At 62.5% G+C, this 17,827-nt stretch carries 18 protein-coding genes and 1 pseudogene; 11 read left to right on the forward strand and 8 right to left on the reverse strand.

The window, feature by feature from the left end; all coding sequences use genetic code 11:
* Nucleotides 1-17: 17 nt before the first annotated feature.
* The 3 genes and pseudogenes from NKH89_RS28650 (at nucleotide 18) to NKH89_RS28660 (ending at nucleotide 2,392) form a co-directional block, all read left to right on the forward strand.
* On the forward strand, nucleotides 18-908 hold the full coding sequence (locus NKH89_RS28650) for a YicC/YloC family endoribonuclease (RefSeq protein WP_352481803.1): 891 nt from the start codon (nucleotides 18-20) through the stop codon (nucleotides 906-908).
* 33 nt (nucleotides 909-941) lie between these two features.
* Nucleotides 942-1,598, forward strand: coding sequence for a guanylate kinase (gmk, locus tag NKH89_RS28655; protein ID WP_023719822.1), 657 nt, complete (start codon nucleotides 942-944; stop codon nucleotides 1,596-1,598).
* A gap of 168 nt (nucleotides 1,599-1,766) precedes the next feature.
* Nucleotides 1,767-2,392 (forward strand): annotated as a pseudogene (locus NKH89_RS28660) (glutathione S-transferase family protein).
* Here the strand turns inward: NKH89_RS28660 and NKH89_RS28665 are convergent.
* From NKH89_RS28665 to lptF, 7 genes are all read right to left on the reverse strand, one after another.
* Entirely contained in the window at nucleotides 2,362-2,859 is a 498-nt protein-coding gene (locus NKH89_RS28665; RefSeq protein ID WP_352494874.1) for a GFA family protein, read from the reverse strand. The pseudogene NKH89_RS28660 and the gene NKH89_RS28665 sit on opposite strands and share 31 nt — an antisense overlap.
* A gap of 396 nt (nucleotides 2,860-3,255) precedes the next feature.
* A complete protein-coding gene (rsmA, locus tag NKH89_RS28670; RefSeq protein WP_023719819.1) occupies nucleotides 3,256-4,095 on the reverse strand; it encodes a 16S rRNA (adenine(1518)-N(6)/adenine(1519)-N(6))-dimethyltransferase RsmA in 840 nt (279 codons plus the stop codon).
* 52 nt (nucleotides 4,096-4,147) lie between these two features.
* Nucleotides 4,148-5,176 (reverse strand): 4-hydroxythreonine-4-phosphate dehydrogenase PdxA, encoded by a 1,029-nt coding sequence (pdxA, locus tag NKH89_RS28675; RefSeq protein ID WP_352494875.1) that lies wholly within the window; start codon nucleotides 5,174-5,176, stop codon nucleotides 4,148-4,150.
* A 13-nt stretch (nucleotides 5,177-5,189) separates the two neighbouring features.
* Nucleotides 5,190-6,116, reverse strand: coding sequence for a peptidylprolyl isomerase (locus NKH89_RS28680; RefSeq protein ID WP_023719817.1), 927 nt, complete (start codon nucleotides 6,114-6,116; stop codon nucleotides 5,190-5,192).
* Between the two features lie 119 nt (nucleotides 6,117-6,235).
* Entirely contained in the window at nucleotides 6,236-8,653 is a 2,418-nt protein-coding gene (locus NKH89_RS28685; protein ID WP_352494876.1) for an LPS-assembly protein LptD, read from the reverse strand.
* Nucleotides 8,653-9,738 carry an LPS export ABC transporter permease LptG gene (gene lptG / locus NKH89_RS28690; protein WP_023719815.1) on the reverse strand — a complete coding sequence of 362 codons (1,086 nt, stop codon included), beginning with the start codon at nucleotides 9,736-9,738 and terminating at the stop codon, nucleotides 8,653-8,655. The genes NKH89_RS28685 and lptG overlap by 1 nt, the downstream gene beginning before the upstream one ends.
* Nucleotides 9,735-10,937, reverse strand: a complete 1,203-nt coding sequence (lptF, locus tag NKH89_RS28695) for an LPS export ABC transporter permease LptF (protein WP_352494877.1) — start codon at nucleotides 10,935-10,937, stop codon at nucleotides 9,735-9,737. Before lptF ends, lptG begins: the two co-directional genes overlap by 4 nt.
* Before the next feature lie 349 nt (nucleotides 10,938-11,286).
* On the opposite strand from lptF, the gene NKH89_RS28700 reads away from it, so the two are divergent.
* The 5 genes from NKH89_RS28700 (at nucleotide 11,287) to NKH89_RS28720 (ending at nucleotide 15,895) form a co-directional block, all read left to right on the forward strand.
* Nucleotides 11,287-12,453, forward strand: a complete 1,167-nt coding sequence (locus tag NKH89_RS28700) for a flavin-containing monooxygenase (protein WP_352481799.1) — start codon at nucleotides 11,287-11,289, stop codon at nucleotides 12,451-12,453.
* A 73-nt stretch (nucleotides 12,454-12,526) separates the two neighbouring features.
* The gene (locus NKH89_RS28705) at nucleotides 12,527-12,910 is read left to right on the forward strand and encodes a VOC family protein (RefSeq protein ID WP_352494878.1); all 384 of its coding nucleotides are present in this window, start codon (nucleotides 12,527-12,529) and stop codon (nucleotides 12,908-12,910) included.
* 87 nt (nucleotides 12,911-12,997) lie between these two features.
* A complete protein-coding gene (locus tag NKH89_RS28710) occupies nucleotides 12,998-14,494 on the forward strand; it encodes a leucyl aminopeptidase (protein WP_023719811.1) in 1,497 nt (498 codons plus the stop codon).
* Nucleotides 14,495-14,524: 30 nt separating this feature from the next.
* Nucleotides 14,525-14,974: a DNA polymerase III subunit chi gene (locus tag NKH89_RS28715; RefSeq protein ID WP_023719810.1), complete on the forward strand. Its 450-nt coding sequence runs from the start codon at nucleotides 14,525-14,527 to the stop codon at nucleotides 14,972-14,974.
* Nucleotides 14,975-14,992: 18 nt separating this feature from the next.
* Nucleotides 14,993-15,895, forward strand: a complete 903-nt coding sequence (locus NKH89_RS28720; RefSeq protein ID WP_352515674.1) for an aminoglycoside phosphotransferase family protein — start codon at nucleotides 14,993-14,995, stop codon at nucleotides 15,893-15,895.
* Between the two features lie 51 nt (nucleotides 15,896-15,946).
* Here NKH89_RS28720 and NKH89_RS28725 read toward each other — a convergent pair whose 3' ends face one another.
* Nucleotides 15,947-16,123: a hypothetical protein gene (locus NKH89_RS28725; RefSeq protein ID WP_352481796.1), complete on the reverse strand. Its 177-nt coding sequence runs from the start codon at nucleotides 16,121-16,123 to the stop codon at nucleotides 15,947-15,949.
* A 140-nt stretch (nucleotides 16,124-16,263) separates the two neighbouring features.
* On the opposite strand from NKH89_RS28725, the gene NKH89_RS28730 reads away from it, so the two are divergent.
* The 3 genes from NKH89_RS28730 to rlmJ form a co-directional block, all read left to right on the forward strand.
* Nucleotides 16,264-16,923 (forward strand): TetR/AcrR family transcriptional regulator, encoded by a 660-nt coding sequence (locus NKH89_RS28730; RefSeq protein ID WP_352481795.1) that lies wholly within the window; start codon nucleotides 16,264-16,266, stop codon nucleotides 16,921-16,923.
* A gap of 24 nt (nucleotides 16,924-16,947) precedes the next feature.
* Nucleotides 16,948-17,559 carry a hypothetical protein gene (locus NKH89_RS28735; protein WP_023719807.1) on the forward strand — a complete coding sequence of 204 codons (612 nt, stop codon included), beginning with the start codon at nucleotides 16,948-16,950 and terminating at the stop codon, nucleotides 17,557-17,559.
* A partial coding sequence (gene rlmJ, locus NKH89_RS28740) for a 23S rRNA (adenine(2030)-N(6))-methyltransferase RlmJ (RefSeq protein WP_352910773.1) occupies nucleotides 17,556-17,827 on the forward strand: 272 nt, incomplete at its 3' end. The genes NKH89_RS28735 and rlmJ, both read left to right, overlap by 4 nt.

Below are 17,827 nucleotides of genomic sequence, written 5' to 3' on the forward strand. Positions count from 1 at the left end.
AGGGGACGCACGGCAACATGAACTTGCAGAGTATGACCGGTTTTGCGCGCAGTGTCGCCGAACACGAAGGCACTTCGATTGCCTGGGAAGCCAAGTCCGTCAACGGCAAGAGCGTCGAGGTCAGGCTGCGGCTGCCGCAAGGTTTCGACCGGCTGGAGCCGGCCGTCAGGCAGACGGTGCAAAAGCGTTTTGGGCGCGGTAATTTCCAGATGACGCTGACCATTGGCCGCGCCGCCGGCGCGCAAGCGCAACCCGTGGTCAACGAGGCTTTCCTGAAGGATCTGGCGGGGTTGGCCAAGCGGCTGCAGGAGCAGTTCGGAGTAGCGCCTGCGGCGGCCGACGGACTGCTTGCGCTGCGCGGCGTGCTCGACATTCCCGAAGCCATCGAAACCGAAGAGGCGCGCAGTGCGCTCGATACCGCGTTATTGTCGGCGCTGGAAGCAGCACTGGACGGGCTGCAGCAGGCGCGCCAAGGCGAAGGTGCGGCGCTTCGTTCCCTGCTGTCCGGCCATATCGATGCCATCGAGGCGCTGACACTGCGGGCCGAGGCCGATCCATCACGCGAGCCGGCCACGATCCGCGAAAGGCTTGCAGAGCAGATCCGGCTGCTGATGGACGCATCAGCCAATCTGGATGCCAGCCGGCTGCATATGGAAGCGGCGTTCCTGGCCACCAAGGCCGACATACGCGAGGAGATCGACCGGCTGAAGACGCACGTGGCGTCGGGCCGGGCGCTGCTCGCCGGCGGTGGCGCCGTCGGCCGCAAGCTCGATTTCCTGGCGCAGGAATTCAACCGCGAATCGAATACGCTGTGTTCCAAGTCGAATGCTGCCGCGGTCACCGCCATCGGACTGGAACTGAAGGCGGTCGTCGACCAGTTTCGCGAACAGGTCCAGAATCTGGAATGATCCCGATGCCAAGCCACATGACTGCCAAGCCCCATGACCACTAGGGATGTGGGTTCCCGCATTCGGCGCCGCGGGCTGATGCTGGTGTTGTCGTCGCCCTCAGGCGCCGGCAAGTCGACGATCGCGCGCAACCTGCTGGAGAGCGATTCCAGCCTGGAATTGTCGGTCTCGGTCACCACGCGGCCACGCCGCGGCAGCGAGATCGAGGGTGTCCATTACCACTTCCGCACGATGCGCGAGTTCGAGCGGCTGCGCGATTCCGATGCGCTGCTCGAATGGGCGGAGGTGCACGGCAATTGCTACGCGACGCCGCGCGAGCCGGCCGAACAGGCGCTGGCAGAAGGCCGCGACATGCTGTTCGACATCGATTGGCAAGGCGCTCAGCAGCTCAAGGAGAAGATGCGCGCCGACATCGTCTCGATCTTCATCCTGCCGCCGTCGATGAAGGAATTGAAGGCGCGGCTGAAGCGTCGCGCCGAGGACCAGGAAGCGGTAATCGAGACGCGGCTCAAGAACGCCCGTAATGAGATCGAGCACTGGAAGGAATATGATTTCGTCATCGTCAACGACGATCTTGACCGCGCTTTCGCCGAGGTGCGCGGCATCGTCACGGCCGAACGGCTCAGACGCGATCGCCGGCCGGGCCTGTTCGATTTCGTCTCGGGGCTGCTCGATGAGAAGACGGATTGAGCACCTTTATCGTAAGCGTCCGGCCTGCGGCGTCTTTCGGGACGGTGGCGATCACACGAAGATAGTGTCCACTTGTCGGGATAATTGACATTTGCCGATGTTTGTTGACGAGAGAGACGCCCTCGTACCAGCGATCAACGTCGGGATAAAACGCGATAGAGAGTTGGCATGCCGATTGAATTATGGGCTTTTGACACACCGAATGGCCGAAAGATCAGCGTCGCGCTCGAGGAGATGGCTGCCCTACACGGTGAAGGTGGTCGACATCACGAAGGGCGAACAGCATGCCTCTGGGTTTCTGCGTATTAGCCCCAACAATCGCATCCCCGCCATCGTCGATCCCGCCGGACCGGACGGGTAGACCGATCAGCGTGTTCGAGTCGGGTGCCATCCTAATTTACCTAGGCCAGAAGACCGGCCACTTTTGGCCGTCCAGACTCAGCGCGCAAGTCCCTGTGTTGGAATGGCTGATGTGGCAGGTGGGTGGTTTCGGTCCGATGCCGGGCCAGGTGCACCACTTTCTTGGCGTGACCGACGACCAGGACCGCCGCTACGGACTGGCACGCTATAGCGCAGAGACCCGACGCCTGTACGGAGTCGCCGATCGGAGGCTGGCGGAGGTCGAGTATCTCTCGGGCGAGCTGTCGATCGCCGATTTTGCTCTTCTCGGCTGGGCATGGCGGCACGAGCGGCATCAAGTCGATCTTGCCGAATTTCCGAATGTTGAGCGCTGGTATGGGACTATGATGGCACGGCCGGGGGTTCAACGCGGCTTTGCGGTATCGCTCTCCTGATGGAACGACACGAAGCTCGACGCTTCCGTGAATTCGCTCCTGTCTTCGACAATATTTTCGTCATATTGCGGCAGGTCGTCTGTAATGGTGAACCAAGGTGCCTTGGAGCCGACGAAAATGTGCGCGCTTGGGCGAATGTTTGGGTCGTCGACGAGGGTCCCCATAGCGATGTGGGCGAACGCGCCGTCACGAACAACCGCAAAAAGGAACGACCCGCATAGCTTGCATCGCTCGTCATGCCAGCTATTGCCGTCGACGATCTGGATTTTGTCCTCCCCACTCGGGATGCGCAATTTGACACGCTCTATGCCTGCGAGTGGCTTGAACGCTGCGCCGGTTGCGCGACGGCAGATCGAGCAATGGCAATTCACGGCAAATATGAACTCGTCCGTCACCTTATAGGTGACTGCACCGCACTGGCATGATCCACCTAGCGTGCGGGTGTTGGTCGGCTCCTGCAGCGTCACGACTGGCATTCCTCTGTGCGATCGAAGTTTACCAGATAGCACACTTTTATCGGACTTCAGGCGGGTAGTCGGGGCGACGCTTTGTCTGGGCGGGTGTCAAGTGTTCAATGATCTGTACAATGTCGGTCCGTCCGATCTGCGGATAGTGCTCTCGCATCCCCGTGACCTCTTGGGCCATTCCGATTCTCTCCAAGGAACGCTGCCGCCTCGGACAGGCGCAGATCGGTGCAGCGCGTGACCCACACAATCGCGATCCTGCTGGCATCGCCGTCACAAACATAGCGCATATAGCCCGGCAAAATCGATATTTCGCGCCAGCGTATGGTGGATATTTTCTCGCCTGCCTCGATAAGTGGGAAAAGCCGAGCGACCACTCCAAGTTCCTGCATCACAGCCTCACACCGCATTCGTCAGCCGCACGAATTCCTCGACGCTGAGCGTCTCCGCACGCCTGGTCGGATCGATGCCGGCGCGGGTGAGCAGCGCCTCGCCGCCAAGGCTTTTCACGCTCTGCCGCAGCATTTTCCGGCGCTGGCCGAACGCCGCTTCGGTGACGCGGCTGAGCCGTTTCACCTCTGCCGGCAAGGGGCTGGCGCGTGGCACCAGATGCACAACCGAGGACGTCACCTTGGGTGGCGGCGTGAACGCCTGCGGCGGCACGTCGAAGGCAATCCTCGCCTCCGTCCGCCACCCTGCCAGCACGCCGAGCCGGCCATAGGCCTCGCTGCCGGGGCTGGCTGCAATGCGTTCGGCGACCTCGCGCTGGAACATCAGCGTCATCGATGTGTAGAAAGGCGGCCACTCGGTGACGGTCAGCCAACGGATCAGCAATTCGGTGCCGATATTGTAAGGCAGGTTGGCGACGATTTTCGCCGACCCGCTGCTTCCCGGCACTCCTTTGGCAAGCGCTGCAAAATCAGTTTTCAGCGCATCGCCGGCCACGATCTCGAGCCGACCCGGATAGTGGTTCGCGATCTCGGCCAAGGCCGCCAGGCAGCGCTCGTCGCGCTCGATCGCGACGACCCGCCGGGCGCCGTTGAGGAGCAGGGCCCTAGTCAGCCCGCCCGGACCGGGACCGACCTCGATAACCGTAACGTCGCTCAGGTCGCCGGCGGTCCGCGCAATCTTGCTTGTCAGGTTAAGGTCGAGCAGAAAATTCTGGCCGAGCGCCTTTTTCGCCTGCAGCCCATGGCGCTCGATCACCTCACGCAGCGGCGGCAGCCCGTCTATGCTCATCGGGCTGGGCTCATCGGGCTGGGCTCATTGGGTTAGGATCATCGGATTGGGCTCATTGGCCTGCAGTTTTTGTCCCAGTATCGGCAAGTAGGCGAGCGAGCTTCAGTGCGCCGATCAGACTGTCGGCGCGGGCGATGCCCTTGCCGGCGATGTCGAAGGCGGTGCCATGGTCGGGCGAGGTGCGGATGAAGGGCAGGCCGAGCGTGACGTTGACAGCCTCGTCAAACGCCAGCGCCTTGGCCGGGATCAGCGCCTGGTCGTGATACATGCAGAGCGCCACGTCGTAGCCGGCGCGGGCGCGAGCATGAAACAGCGTGTCGGCGGGCAATGGCCCGAAGGCGTCGATCCCTTCCTGCCTCAGCCTGTCGACCGCCGGGCGTACGATGCGCTCATCTTCGGTGCCCATCGCGCCGCCTTCGCCGGCGTGCGGGTTGAGGCCGGTAATGGCGAGCCGCGGCTTGGCAATTCCGAAGCGGTTTGCAAGGTCGGCGGCGGTGATGCGGCCGGTGGTGACGATCAGGTCGGTCGTAAGCGCCTTCGGCACCTCGGCCAGCGCGATGTGGATGGTGACCGGCACGGTGCGCAGGTCCGGTCCGGCAAGCAGCATCACCGGCGTCACCTCGGTACCGGTATGAAGCGATGCCAGATGCGCCAGATATTCGGTGTGGCCGGGAAAGCGAAAGCCGGCATCGTAGAGCGGCTTCTTGGCAATGGGGCAGGTGACGACCGCGGCAGCGCGGCCGGCCAGGCAGTCGGCGACGGCGCGGTCGATCGCCTCGACGATGCCGGCGGCGTTGGCTGGATCAGGGCGGCCGGGACTGTCGATGAAACGGGCGGCAAGCGCCACCACCGGCAGCGCGCGCGAAAACATCTCCGGCGCTAGCGCCGGCGTTGTCTCGGCCATCGCAATATCGGCGCCGAGCCTGTGCGCCCGCGCGGCAATCAGTGCCGGATCGGCAAGAAGATAGAAAGACGGAACGCCGGCGGTATCGCGGGCCTGCCAAGCGGCGATGGCGATGTCCGGCCCCACACCGGACGGATCGCCGACGCTCAGCGCCAGCGGAAGCTCTGCGTGAGGCACGGCTATCGCGACTTCAGCGCTCGATGATGCGGGCTTTCTTCCGCAACTCCTCGACATATTTCTTCGAGAGCTCGTCGGCGTTCTTGTCGCTCGAACCTTCATTCTGGAACACCATCTGCGCGACTTTGTCGTCTGACACCTCGCGCGACGAGCAGATGCCGATGAATTCGACGCCGCGGTCGGTTTCGCGCGTCGTGGTGGCGCCGCCAACCTTTGTAGCTTTTATCTGCTCGGCCCAGTCCAGCGGCAATTGCGGCGCCAGCACCCGGCCGAGATCGCGAACGGTGACATCCATCAGGCCCTTGGCGAATTCGCGCGTGGTGTTGCAGCCGTTGAAGCGGGCGCGCATGGCGTCGGCTTCGCGTTTGCGCTTGGCCAGCGTCGCGCTTCGCTCGGCGGCCGGCACCACGAAAATGACCTGCTGCAGCATGTACTCGGTGGCACTCGGTTTGCTACCGCCTTTCTCGAGCATGCGCTTGACGAGGTCCTGCTCGCTTATGGCGCCGCCGCCGTCGCTAGAACGGTGACGCGCGGTCAGCGCCTGGTTCCAGGCCATCTGCGCCCGGATAAACTCCTTGAAATGCTCCTTGGAGACGCCGGATTGCGCCATGGCGCCGTCAAGCTGCTTGAGCGGCATCTTGTTGCTCGTGGCGAAACGCTGATAAGCGGCATCGACCTGCGCGTCGCTGATGCGGATGCCGAGCCGCCTGGCTTCGGCCATGCGCAGCGTCTGGTCGATCATTTCCTGGCCGGCATCGCCCTTTTTGTGCTGCAGGCGCAGGAAAGCCGCGCGATGCTGGATGTCGCCGGTGGTGATCGGTATATTGTTGACGACGTATTTGATCTCGCTGGCGAAAACCGGCCGCGTCACTGCGGTGATCGAGACCGCCACCAGCAGCGCGAAGCCTGCCGAAAAGAGGTATTTCCTCATCGAAAGCATCCCAATTCCATCTCGATTCGGCCCAACCTGTCCCAGTTCAGGCCGCGGAAATTCGTGCCTGCTCTATGCGGCGAAACAATGTCGTCCGCCAGCCGCCCCGTTGCCGACTGCTGCTCCCCTTATTGGATGGTGTCGATGGAGCGTTGCGACGAGCCGAAATCGCCGAGCGTGCGGAACGACAGGTTGAAGCCGACGTTCTGCGATACTTCCTTGGTGTTCAGGTCACGTCTTTCCGAAAACGTCATCAAATAGGTAAAGCACGAATCGCTATAGGCAAAGCCGACCCCGTCCTTGACCAGGATGCTCTGCTCCAGATCATACGTGCCGGTGCCAAAGACGCGCCAATTCTCAGCAAGATGCGTCGAGGCGCCGAGCGTGATCTCATGGCGATCCGTGGAGAAGCCATAGAGCGGCTGCGCCTGGATGAAGGCGTATTTGGCGCTCAGCGATACGGGCAGGCCTGAAAAGGCGGCCTTTACCTCAGCGCGGCGGACCTCGAAGCTTTGCTCGTCGAAACGGCCGCTGACCGAGCCGGAAAATCCGCTGGGGCTATTGAAGCCGACAAGGCCGACATAGTCGGAGGTTGCGGTTTCAAGACCCGAATAGGCGCCGACATTGACCAGATCCGGCGTGCCGAACGAGTTCTGGCCGCCGAGTTGGTAGGATTGCCCGAACACCGCATTGGTGCTCCAGCCATTGTCGTACGCGCCGGAATAGCGCAGCCCGACATTGGCGCGCGTGCCGCCTTCCATGCGGTCATAGCCGGAGAATTTGTCGCGCTCGAACAGCGTCGTGGCGTCGAAGACGAAGCTCTGGGCGTCCTCGTTGGGGACCGCCAGCCCGCCGACATATTGCTCGTTCGGACGCATGAACACTTGCGCCATCGGTTCGAAGACATGGCTGGAACTGGTCATCGAGAACAGTACCGGCCAGCGCATCTCAAGGCCGGCGGTCGCCATGTAGCGGGCAAGCGACGAACGCATGTCGTCGTCAACGCCGAGATTGGTCGCCATCTGGTTGACGGCGTCGAGCGAGGCCGAGGAGGCGTTGACATAGCCGGCGTCGCCGCGCAGCGCCAGCAGCGGCGTCAGCAGCAGCCCGCCATCGGTGGTGAAGGTGCGCTTCCATTCGGCCTCAGCGGTAACGCGGCCGGATTGACCGTCGATGCCGCGGACGTTGTTGACGGACGAAGGGATGCCCGAATCTGCAAGAGCCGTATCGAGCCTGTCGCGGTCTATGATCCGCGCGTTGACGTCGAACGACAGCTGCCCGCCGGCCACCGGCATGTCGGGGATATAGGCGTAGTCGAGCGAGGGCAGCACCCAGGGCTGCTTGGCGGCGCGGGCGGTCGGATCGCTAGCGAGGGTGTCTTCTTGAACGTCGAAGTGCATGGCGCGCACATCGAAATAATTGCGATCGTTGAGCCCCGTCAGGTACACCTCGGAGCGGTGTACGCTATCGTTGAAGCCATCGATATCGTAGGTGCGCGAGAAACTCTTGTCGCTCTGCAGCAGGATGTCCCAGCCGAAGTCCCAGCGCGGGTTGATGGCGAACTGGCCTTGGGTGCCCATCATGCCGCGGAACCTGTTCGGATCGCCCTCGGTACCCGAACTGACGTTGTGGCCATTGTCGTCGATGAAGGCATCGGGATTCTCTTGACGGATGCCCGCAATCTTCAGGCTGTACTGACCGTTGTTGAAGCGCTGCCTCCACTCGGCCTCACCGAGGAAACCCTGTCTGGTATAGCCGCTGCCGGTGACAGTTAGATCGTAGGTCGGCGAGAGCGCGAAATAATAGGGAACTCTAACACCGACGCCGAGATCGCTCTTGTAGGCGACGCCGGGGATCAGGAAGCCGCTCTTGCGCTTGACCGTCGGGTCGGCGATCTCGAAAGCCGGCAGATAGGCCAGTGGAAAGCCGAAGAACTCGAAATTCGAATTCTCGAAGCGAACCGTCTTCTTCTCGCCGTTCCAGATGATCTTCCTGGCCTTGATACGCCAGGTCGGCGCTTTGTCGGGCTTGTCCTCGCACGGCTCGCAGGCGGTGTAGACGCCATTGTGGAACGTCGTCAGCACGCCGCCCATGCGCTCCGCGCTTTCGGCGGCGAAATACGCCTTGTCGACGGTCTCGACACGCAGCGCGTTGACGAAGCCGTCGGCGAAATCGTCGGTGATGTCGGCATGCTGCGAATAGATTTTGGTGCCGTCGCTGTTGACGAGCTCGACATTGCCGCTGGCGACGAGGCGTTTGGTGTTGCGGTTGTATTCGACCCGCTGGGCGACGAGACGGTTGCCGCCATAGTCGATCTGGACGCCGCCGACGGCCGTCACAGTCTGCTTGTCGTTGTCGTAGACCAGCGTATCGGCTGCCAGCAGCATCTGCGTGCCGCTCGGAACCTTCGTTGCCAGCTCACTGACGTCCTGGGCGAAAACCGGAGCAACCGGGGCAGCGCCGGCAAGCAGGCATGCCAAGGCGCTCGCCGCAGAGAGGCGTGCCAAACCGGCGTGCCTATGGCTGCGCAAAACCGCCTCCCTCACTAGCCGTCTTCCTTGTATAGCAGGAATGTCACCCCGAAGAACATAGCCACGACAACCGGGACCCAAGCCGCTACGGCAGTGGGTACGAATCCCGCTACGCCGAATGCCTTGACCAGCACCGAAACGACATAAAGCAGAAAGCCGGCCACGATGCCACCCAGAATCATCGTCGCCGACTGCCCCATCCTCGCAAATCGCATTGATACCGTTGCCGCAATCAGCGTCATCGCGACGAGCAGGAAGGGCAGCGCAATCAGGGAATCGAACTGCATGGCGAAGGCATTTGCCTTGAGGCCGAAGGAGCGGGCCACCTCGATCTTGCCGGGCAGATCGTAGAAGGGGATGGTCTCAGGGCGCGCCAACCGCTCTTGCACGAATTCCGGCTTGAGATCGGTCGGCAGCCGATCGCTGGGTAACGACTGGATGGTGCCGTCCCGGAACACCTTGACGTCCCGCAATTCCCAGTAGCCGTCCCGCAAAAAGGCGTGCGCGGCATCCTTGCGCTCGATGATGTCGCCTTGCGGGCTGAAACTGAAGAAGACCGCGTCGGCCATCTCCAGGCCTTGATTGAGAATGGCGCGCGCGCCGATGATGGTATCGCCGGAGCTGGTTTTCTGCCTGATCCAGGGCGCGGCGTCGGCCGAGACGGTGTTCGACTTGCCCGAACGGAGCTGGGTCTCGATCTGCTCGGACCAGGAATAGGCGTGCGCGGCTATCGGATTGATGACGCCAACCGACAAGGCCCCAAACAGCAGCGCCCCGATGCAGCACGGCAGCAGGAACTGCCATGCGGAAACCCCGGCGGAACGGGCGATGACCAATTCATATTTGCGGTTGAGCGACACCAGGGTCGCCATCGCCGAGAACAGGCCGACGAACGGCACCGTCTGCAGCATGATCATCGGCATCCGGAGCCCCGAAATGGCGAACGCAGTTGCGTAGGTGAAGCCCGGCACGCCGGTCGTGCGGCCGGAAAGCTCGGTGAAATCGATCAGGAACACCAGCGCCAAAAGGCCGATGAAGAACCAGATGGTGATCGTCACATAGCGAAAGAAGAAGTACCGACCCAGAGTCCAGCCCATCAGCCGGCTCCCTGTCCGGATGCGCCACGCCGGGCAAAGCGGAGCTTGACGGCGCTCCAGCCGTCATTGAAGCGGCCGGCAAGATTGGTTATCCAATCGGCCCAAGCAACCGGCAGTTCCATCGTCCGGTTGGAAACGATGAACCAGATAGCGATCGCCGATGCCACGATCGGGACGCCGTAGACCATATAGGCATATTGCGGCACCTTGTCGGCCTTGCCGGCGGCAAAGAACCCGAGCCAGCGCACGAACAGCGCGATCGCGATTGCCGTGATCAGCGGGTGCACGCGCGCCTCGCGATGCGAGCGCGCATCTCCGGCGACCGCAAGCGCGATCAGCGCAAAGACGAGCGAATAGGACCACTCGGAAAAACGCTGGTTGAGCTCGGCCAGGTACCTGTTCGGCTTTTGCTGGTACATCTTGTCGTTCGGACTGGGATTGAGCAGGTACTGGGTCGTCCGGTCCTTCGGCAAAAGCAGAATGTCAGATGACGCCGACAAGAAAGCGGACAAGTCGAAGGCGTAGGAGGTGAACCGGATTACCGAGAGGTCGCCGGTCATGGTTTTGCGATGGATGACGCCGTCATTCATCATCAGCACCTTCTCGTCGCCGCGTTCGATGATGCTGCCGGTCTTGGCATAATAGATGAGATTGACGCCTTCTTCGCGCGAGTCGGCGACGAAGATGCCGCCGAGGCGATTGTCGGGAAGCCGTTCGCCAACCTGCAGGAACAGGCCATCATCGATCTTGCGGAAGGTGCCTTCCTGGATGATCAACGACAACAGATCGGCACGCGACGAAGCAATCAACTCGCGGTTCTTCTGGCGTGCGTAAGGGTCGACGCCATTGTCGACAGCAAACGAAAAAACGCTGGCTGCGAGTGCCAGAAGCATGATCGGCCTGACGATGGTCCAGCGTGAAGCGCCGGCGGCATTGATGACGGCCAGCTCCGAATCCGAATTCATCACGCTGAGGATCTGCGCGACCGCGACGACTAGGGCGAACGGCACGACGATCGGAACGATCGACGGGACGATCAGCGCTGCGACTTCGAAGAAGGTGAGGGCCGACTGACCGCTATCGGTGACGAGGTCGATGCGGGCGAGCACCTGAGTCGTCCAGACGATCGCCAGCGTCCAAACGAGCGCCAGCGCGAATACCGCGAAAGCACGGCGCATGATGTAACGTTCAACGACCTTCATGAAGGCTTTTCTCGGCGGTTTCGAACGGCATCATGCCTTGGAATAAGGTAGTCGTCCGGCGCCGGCTGCACAACTGGCTCAGTTTGGCGGTTCGATCTGGGTTCCGTATCGCAAATTCCGCTGGGCCGGAGTGTCGGCGGCAATGGATAAGAAAGGGCGAACATTGTTGGTTAACAACAGGTTGCGGCGGGAAGCGGGGCCGTGCCGCGACGAATCGTGGATGGTTCAATGTCGCATATGGGAGCGATTTCGGCCAAAGTCTTGTCAAATGCGGCAAAACGACCAAATGTCGCGCCGATCGCCGCCGCGGCGGCGTGATAAGACGGGTCAGGATCTGTTGAGCCCCAGCATGGAAGCGGAAAAATTGCGCAGTCAAACCGGTTGGGAAGCGGTCTTTGATGGCGCGATTGTGATCGGCGCCGGCGCGGCCGGCCTTGCCGCCGCCCACGCCCTGATGAAGGCCGGCGTACCGACGCTCGTCCTGGAAAAGGAGAGCCGGCTTGCCGAGCCCTGGCATCGGCGGCACCAACGTCTGCACCTCAACACGCATCGCGATCTCTCGACGCTGCCCGGCATCGGCTATCCCGCAGGCACCCCGGCCTTCCCGCACAGAACCGCCGTCATTCGCCATCTGAACGATTTCAGCCAAGTGCACCGGCTGCCTGTCACATTCGGCGTTGCCGTCGAAGAGATCACGTTCGATGGCGATCACTGGACCGTACAGACCAATTCCGGATCCCGTCCGGCGCGCCATGTCGTCGTCGCCACCGGGCGCGACCGGCAGCCGTTTATTCCCGCATGGAAAGGCATGAAGGATTTTGCCGGCCGGATCGTCCATTCGGCAGATTTTGGCGAGGCGAAAGACTATGCCGGCAAAAAGGTGCTGGTGGTCGGTGCCGGCAATTCGGGTTTCGACGTCCTCAATCATCTTGCGGATGCAGACGCCGAAAGCATCTGGCTGTCGGCCCGCAATGGTCCGTCATTGCTGCCGAAACGCATCTGCAAGATCGCCGTCCACAGGCTTTCGCCTTTCATGGCGCGCTTGCCGGTACGGATTGCCGATGCGGTGATGGCGACAACCCAGCGCCTGGTTTTCGGCGACCTGACGAAATTCGGGCTTCCGCCGGCCTCCATAGGAGGTGCGAGCCGTCTGAGCGCCGACTACACTGCGATTGCAGCCGATGACGGCGCGGTTCGCGCCATCAAGGCAGGCATGATCGTGGTGGTGCCGCCATTGCGAGAATTTACTCGCGACGGCATCATATTGAACGACGGCAGGTTTATCACGCCCGATATCGTCATCTCAGCGACCGGCTACCGGACCGGGCTGGAGCAGATGGTCGGCAAGCTCGGCGTTCTCGACGGCAAGGGCGTTCCGCTTTTCAACGGCGGCGAAGCCGACCCGCGATTGCCCGGTCTGTGGTTTACCGGCATGCGGCCGAGCATTCGCGGTTGTTTCGCCAATGCCCGCATTCAGGCTAGGGCGATAGCGGCGCGGATTGTCAAGCGGCGATAATGAGCAGGACTATGCCGACTGTTCCGCCCGCAATAGACACGCCTTGTTGGAACGTGCTCGAACCGAAAGGTCAATGATCATGACGCCAGTCAGCATTCGCTACATTGTCGATGATGTCGCCGCCTCGATCGACTTCTATTGCGGACATCTGGGCTTCGCCGTCCAACAGGACGCGCGACCGGCTTTTGCCTCCGTCACGCGCGGCGCGTTACGGCTCCTTCTAAGCGGACCCGGCAGTTCGGGTGCTCGGGCGATGCCCGACGGCCGGCAGCCGGTGCCGGGAGGCTGGAACCGCATCCTGCTGGTGGTGCCGGACCTGAAAGAAGAGGTTGCGCGTCTCAAGAGTGCTGGACTTGTCTTTCGCAACGATATCATAACGGGCGTCGGCGGTTCCCAGACCCTGCTCGAAGACCCATCCGGCAATGTCATCGAGCTGTTTCAACCCGCCGCTCACTGACGCAATAACACGGCATCTTAGATCCGATCTGCCCAATCGAACGCCTCTCCCCGATAATCCAACGCATTTCCCCGAAAGCAGGACATGATGAATTCGAGACCCTCGATCGCCTTCGCCAAATTCGCCGCGCCCAAAAAGGGCAGCGTTTTCGTTCTGGCGGCCGACGAGGGCGGCCTCGGTGATGCGGTCAGGGCCTGCGATCCGGCAAAGACCCTCGAGCGGGCCTTTCCCGTCGCCGACTTCACCGGCAAATTCGCCAGCCAGGTCGAAGTGCTGGCACCGGAAGGGACGTCGCTCGAGCGGCTGGTGGCGGTCGGCGCCGGCAAGGGCTCCAATCTCGATGACTACGCCTGGCTGAAGCTCGGCGGCACGATTGCCGCATCCTTTCGCAAGGCAACCGAAGTGGCCGTCGTGCTCGATCTTCCCGGCGCCGCCGTCAGCGGCAGGCAAGCCGTTCAGCTTGCCGCGGGCATCCTGCTGCGCAGCTATTCCTTCGACAAGTACAAGACCAAAAAGGACAATGGTGACGGCAAGCGTGAGCCAAAAAAGCCGGTAAAGGTGACCATTCACACGGCCGATCCGGCGGCCGCAAAGAAGGCCTTTGCCGATGAAGCGGCGGTGATCGACGGCGTCTTGCTGGCGCGCGATTTGGTCAATGAACCGGCCAATGTGTTGGGACCGGTGGAATTCGCCGCCCGCATCGCCCAACTGGAGGCGCTCGGCGTCACGGTCGAGATCCTGGCCGAGAAGGAGATGAAGAAGCTCGGCATGGGTTCGCTGCTGGGCGTAGCGCAGGGCTCGCCGCGTGGCGCCCGCATCGCCGTCATGCGGTGGGACGGCGGCAAGGCCAAGGAAAGCCCGGTCGCCTTCGTCGGCAAGGGAGTCACCTTCGACACCGGCGGCAATTCGATCAAGCCGGCCTCCGGTATGGAGGACATGAAGGGCGACATGGGCGGCGCTGCTGCCGTCACCGGGCTGATGCACGCGCTGGCCGCGCGCAAGGCGAAGGTCAATGTCGTGGGCATTGTCGGGCTGGTCGAAAACGCCGTCGACGGCCACGCTCAACGACCGGGCGACATCGTCACCTCGATGTCTGGCCAGACCATCGAAGTGCTCAACACCGACGCCGAGGGCCGCCTCGTGCTGGCCGATGCGCTGTGGTACTGCAACGACCGCTTCCAGCCGAAATTCATGATCAATCTGGCGACGCTGACCGGCGCCATCATGGTCGCGCTCGGCCAGCATTATGCTGGCCTGTTCTCTAATAATGACGAGCTAGCGGACCGGCTGACGGCGGCCGGTCAGGCGACGCAGGAGCGGTTGTGGCGCATGCCGCTCGGCGCCGAATACGACAAGCTGATCGAGTCCAAGAATGCCGACATGAAGAATATTGGCGGCCGTTATGGCGGCGCCATCATCGCCGCGCAGTTCCTGCAGCGCTTCGTCAAGGACACGCCCTGGGCGCATCTCGACATTGCCGGCACCGCGATGGGCTCGCCCTCCAACGAGATCAACCAGTCATGGGCTTCCGGATTCGGCGTCAGATTGCTCGACCGATTGGTGCGCGATCATTACGAGCAATGAGCGGCGCGCCAAATGATTTAGACTGAAGTCATGGCCGAAATCCTGTTCTATCACCTGACCGAATCGACCCTGGAGGACGCGCTGCCCGGCCTCCTGGAGCGCAGCATCGATCGCGGCTGGCGCGCCGTGGTGCAGACCGGCACCGAGGAACGGCGCGACGCGCTGGACCAGCATCTGTGGACTTTCCGGGACGATTCGTTCCTGGCCCATGCAACGGACCGCGAAGCCCATCCCGCCGAGCAGCCGGTGCTTCTGACCGTCGGACCTGACAATCCGAACCAGGCGCAGATACGCTTCCTGGTCGATGGCGCGGTGCCGCCGGAGCTTGGCGGCTACCAGCGCGCCGTGTTCCTGTTCGACGGCCACGATGCAGCCCAGCTAGAGGCGGCACGCACGCACTGGAAGACAATGAAGGAGGCCGGCCACACCGTGACCTACTGGCAGCAAACACCGGACCGGCGCTGGGAACGCAAGGCTTAGAAGACCTGAGCAAGCCCGATGCCGCCTGATGATCAAACACCAAGCATATCGATAGATGCCGCACTTGTTCGCCGCTTGATTGCCGCGCAGTTCCCTGAATGGGCGGACCTGCCGGTAGAGCCGGTCGAGCCTGGCGGCTGGGACAACCGCACCTTCCGGCTGGGCGATCGAATGTCGGTGCGGCTGCCCAGCGCTGCCGCCTATGTTGCCCAGGTCGAGAAGGAGCATCGCTGGCTGCCTCGCCTCGCGCCTCACTTGCCTCTGCCGATACCGGTGCCACTGGCCAGAGGCGCGCCCGGTGAAGGCTATCCATGGCCTTGGTCCGTCTATCGCTGGCTTCGCGGCCGGCCGGCGGCTGGTGGGCTGATTGCCGATCTCAATGAATTCGCTCGTTCGCTGGCCGGCTTTCTGGTTGCGCTCTACCGGATCGACGCCGCTGGCGGACCACCGGCAGGTCAGCATAATTTCCACCGCGGTGGCCAGCTTTCAGTCTACGACGCCCAGACCCGAGCCGCGCTTTCGGCGCTCGGCGGCCGCATCGACAAGGCAACCGCCGAGGCGGTGTGGGCGACCGCGCTCGGCTCGCGATGGCAAGGGCCGCCGGTCTGGGTCCATGGCGACGTTGCCTCAGGCAATCTGCTCGTCGAAGATGGCAAGCTCTGCGCGGTCGTCGATTTCGGCAGTTCGGCTATCGGCGATCCTGCCTGTGACCTGGTGATCGCATGGACGGAATTTTACGGCGAGAGCCGCCAGGCGTTCCGCGACGCCATTTCCCTTGACGAGCACAGCTGGGCGCGCGCTCGGGGCTGGGCGCTCTGGAAGGCGCTGATCGTCGCTTCGGGACATGACGGCAACCAGCGCGAGGCGGAAAAATCGTGGCGGGTTATCAATGAGGTGCTGGCGGATCACACAAACAGTTAGAGCGGGATGGAGAATTCAGTTTGAACGCATCCCGCTCCAAAAACGAAAGCATTACTGCCCGCCCGTCTCCCTCCTGAACGTATCGAAATCGACCTGCATGCCGTTGAAGATAGAGCTCCAAGCGCCCATGGTCGACTGGATGTCCTTGATGGTTGCGTCATAGTCGTCGGCACGGGCCGGTGCGGAGGCCAGCGTCAGGGTCAGCGCGTGGACCGTGGAGGCGAGCAAGGATGCATGATGAAGCGAAGAGGGCGTGGATGAAAACGATATGGAAGCTGTTCATGGCGTTCTCCTCTGGTTTTTGTTGGCCTTACGATGTAAGGTAATGTCGAAAATTAACCTTACAGCGTAAGTTGTCCAGCGGCACCATGGACATATCAGTCAAAAAAAAGCGAACGCGCGGCCGGCTGTCTCGCGAGATGATCGAGGATGCGGCTTTCGAGGTAATCGAGAGGGAGGGGCTTTCCGGCTTTTCGATGCGCAAGCTGGCGGCAGAACTCGGCTGCGAAGCGATGAGCATCTACCATCATTTCCCCTCCCAGGCGCATCTTTACGAGGCACTGGTCGATCGACAGATCAGCTCGATCAAGATTCCTGACGACGGCATGCCTTGGCGCCAGCGGATCCACGTCGCCGTGAAGGAATACCGCCGGGTCGCCACCGAACATCCCGCCTTTGCGCCGTTCATTGTGGTCTACCGCATGAATTCGCCGGCATGTCTCGCCAAGCTGAACCACGTGATCGGCCTGTTCGAAGCCGGCGGTTTCGGTTTGGAACTCAGCGCCCGGTTGTTCCGAGCCACGAGCTACTATCTGATGGGCGCGATCCTTGACGAGACGGCCGGCTACGCCAAGGGGCCTTCGGCGGTCACCACGGTGAGCGATGAAGCGCTAGCGCGGGATTTCCCCGGCGTCATGGCTGCCGGGGCATATTTCGGCACAGCCGGTTTTGACAAGACCTTCGATATAGGCCTCGACATGTTGCTGGACGAGATGGAGCGCATCCGCGACGGTGCCAATGCGAGGTAGTTGCATCAACGGGGCATTGTCCGCATGCGCTTTTTGTTTCTTCTGATCCTGCTCATCGGTACCGGCATCGGCGTCGTCTATCCCTGGGCGATGACCAATTTCTCCGGCCGTGAGATCGGCACCTGGCGGGTTTACGACCAGGGCCGGTTCAAGCCGGTGACGGTGGCCCTGAGCGCACGCGACGGGCCGCTACGCGTGCTGGTCGATCTTACTGCAAGAGCCGAGCGCATCGTCTCGCAGCAGCGCACCGTGCTGACCCTGACCGCCGCCACCGGCGGCAGGACGGTGCTCGCCTCGACGCTGCAGTTCAATCACTCCGACAATCCGCGCCAGGTCAGCCCACAGCTGCCGGACAGGATCTTTCGCGACGAGGCCGGCCTGATCCCGAGCGTTACCCCCGGTTCCTACATCTTCACCGTCGGTCCGGGCGACGCCGAGGGCATTCCGATGCGGGCCGTCGACCTCGTCCTGCGCTCGGCTGCCGGCGAGGTCGACCGCCGGGCGCGGCCGGTCGGTTTTTCCCTGATGGCGGCCGGCCTGGCCGGGCTGGCGCTGGCATTCCGTTTCGGCGGCCGCCGGCCGGAAAATCCGAACTCGCAGCCGCCACCGCCGCGCTGGGGCAGGGGCTCCAATTGAACTATCGCCACGCCTACCATGCCGGGAACTTCGCCGACGTCGTCAAGCATGCCGTGCTCAGCCGGCTGATCGAATATCTGAAGCAGAAGGACAAGGCGTTTCGGGTCATCGACACCCATGCCGGCATCGGCCGCTACGATCTGTCCTCAACCGAAGCGCAAAAGACGGGCGAATGGCAGGGCGGCATCGGGCCGGGGGCCGATTCCCCCCACCCCGCCCCCGCGGGGGGGTTGCGGGGACCGGATGTTGGGGGCGGGCGGTGGGGCAA

Source organism: Mesorhizobium sp. M0923 (assembly GCF_040319365.1).
In the GTDB taxonomy this organism is placed as follows: Bacteria; Pseudomonadota; Alphaproteobacteria; order Rhizobiales; family Rhizobiaceae; genus Mesorhizobium.

Bases quoted from the DNA above. Each gene is read 5' to 3' on its own strand.
- NKH89_RS28650 (WP_352481803.1), top strand. From the start codon at position 18: ATGAACTTGCAGAGTATGACCGGTTTTGCGCGCAGTGTCGCCGAACAC.
- gmk (WP_023719822.1), top strand. From the start codon at position 942: ATGACCACTAGGGATGTGGGTTCCCGCATTCGGCGCCGCGGGCTGATG.
- rsmA (WP_023719819.1), bottom strand. From the start codon at position 4,095: ATGAGCATAGACGGGCTGCCGCCGCTGCGTGAGGTGATCGAGCGCCAT.
- NKH89_RS28680 (WP_023719817.1), bottom strand. From the start codon at position 6,116: ATGCTTTCGATGAGGAAATACCTCTTTTCGGCAGGCTTCGCGCTGCTG.
- lptF (WP_352494877.1), bottom strand. From the start codon at position 10,937: ATGAAGGTCGTTGAACGTTACATCATGCGCCGTGCTTTCGCGGTATTC.
- NKH89_RS28700 (WP_352481799.1), top strand. From the start codon at position 11,287: ATGGAAGCGGAAAAATTGCGCAGTCAAACCGGTTGGGAAGCGGTCTTT.
- NKH89_RS28705 (WP_352494878.1), top strand. From the start codon at position 12,527: ATGATCATGACGCCAGTCAGCATTCGCTACATTGTCGATGATGTCGCC.
- NKH89_RS28710 (WP_023719811.1), top strand. From the start codon at position 12,998: ATGAATTCGAGACCCTCGATCGCCTTCGCCAAATTCGCCGCGCCCAAA.
- NKH89_RS28715 (WP_023719810.1), top strand. From the start codon at position 14,525: ATGGCCGAAATCCTGTTCTATCACCTGACCGAATCGACCCTGGAGGAC.
- NKH89_RS28720 (WP_352515674.1), top strand. From the start codon at position 14,993: ATGCCGCCTGATGATCAAACACCAAGCATATCGATAGATGCCGCACTT.
- NKH89_RS28730 (WP_352481795.1), top strand. From the start codon at position 16,264: ATGGACATATCAGTCAAAAAAAAGCGAACGCGCGGCCGGCTGTCTCGC.
- NKH89_RS28735 (WP_023719807.1), top strand. From the start codon at position 16,948: ATGCGCTTTTTGTTTCTTCTGATCCTGCTCATCGGTACCGGCATCGGC.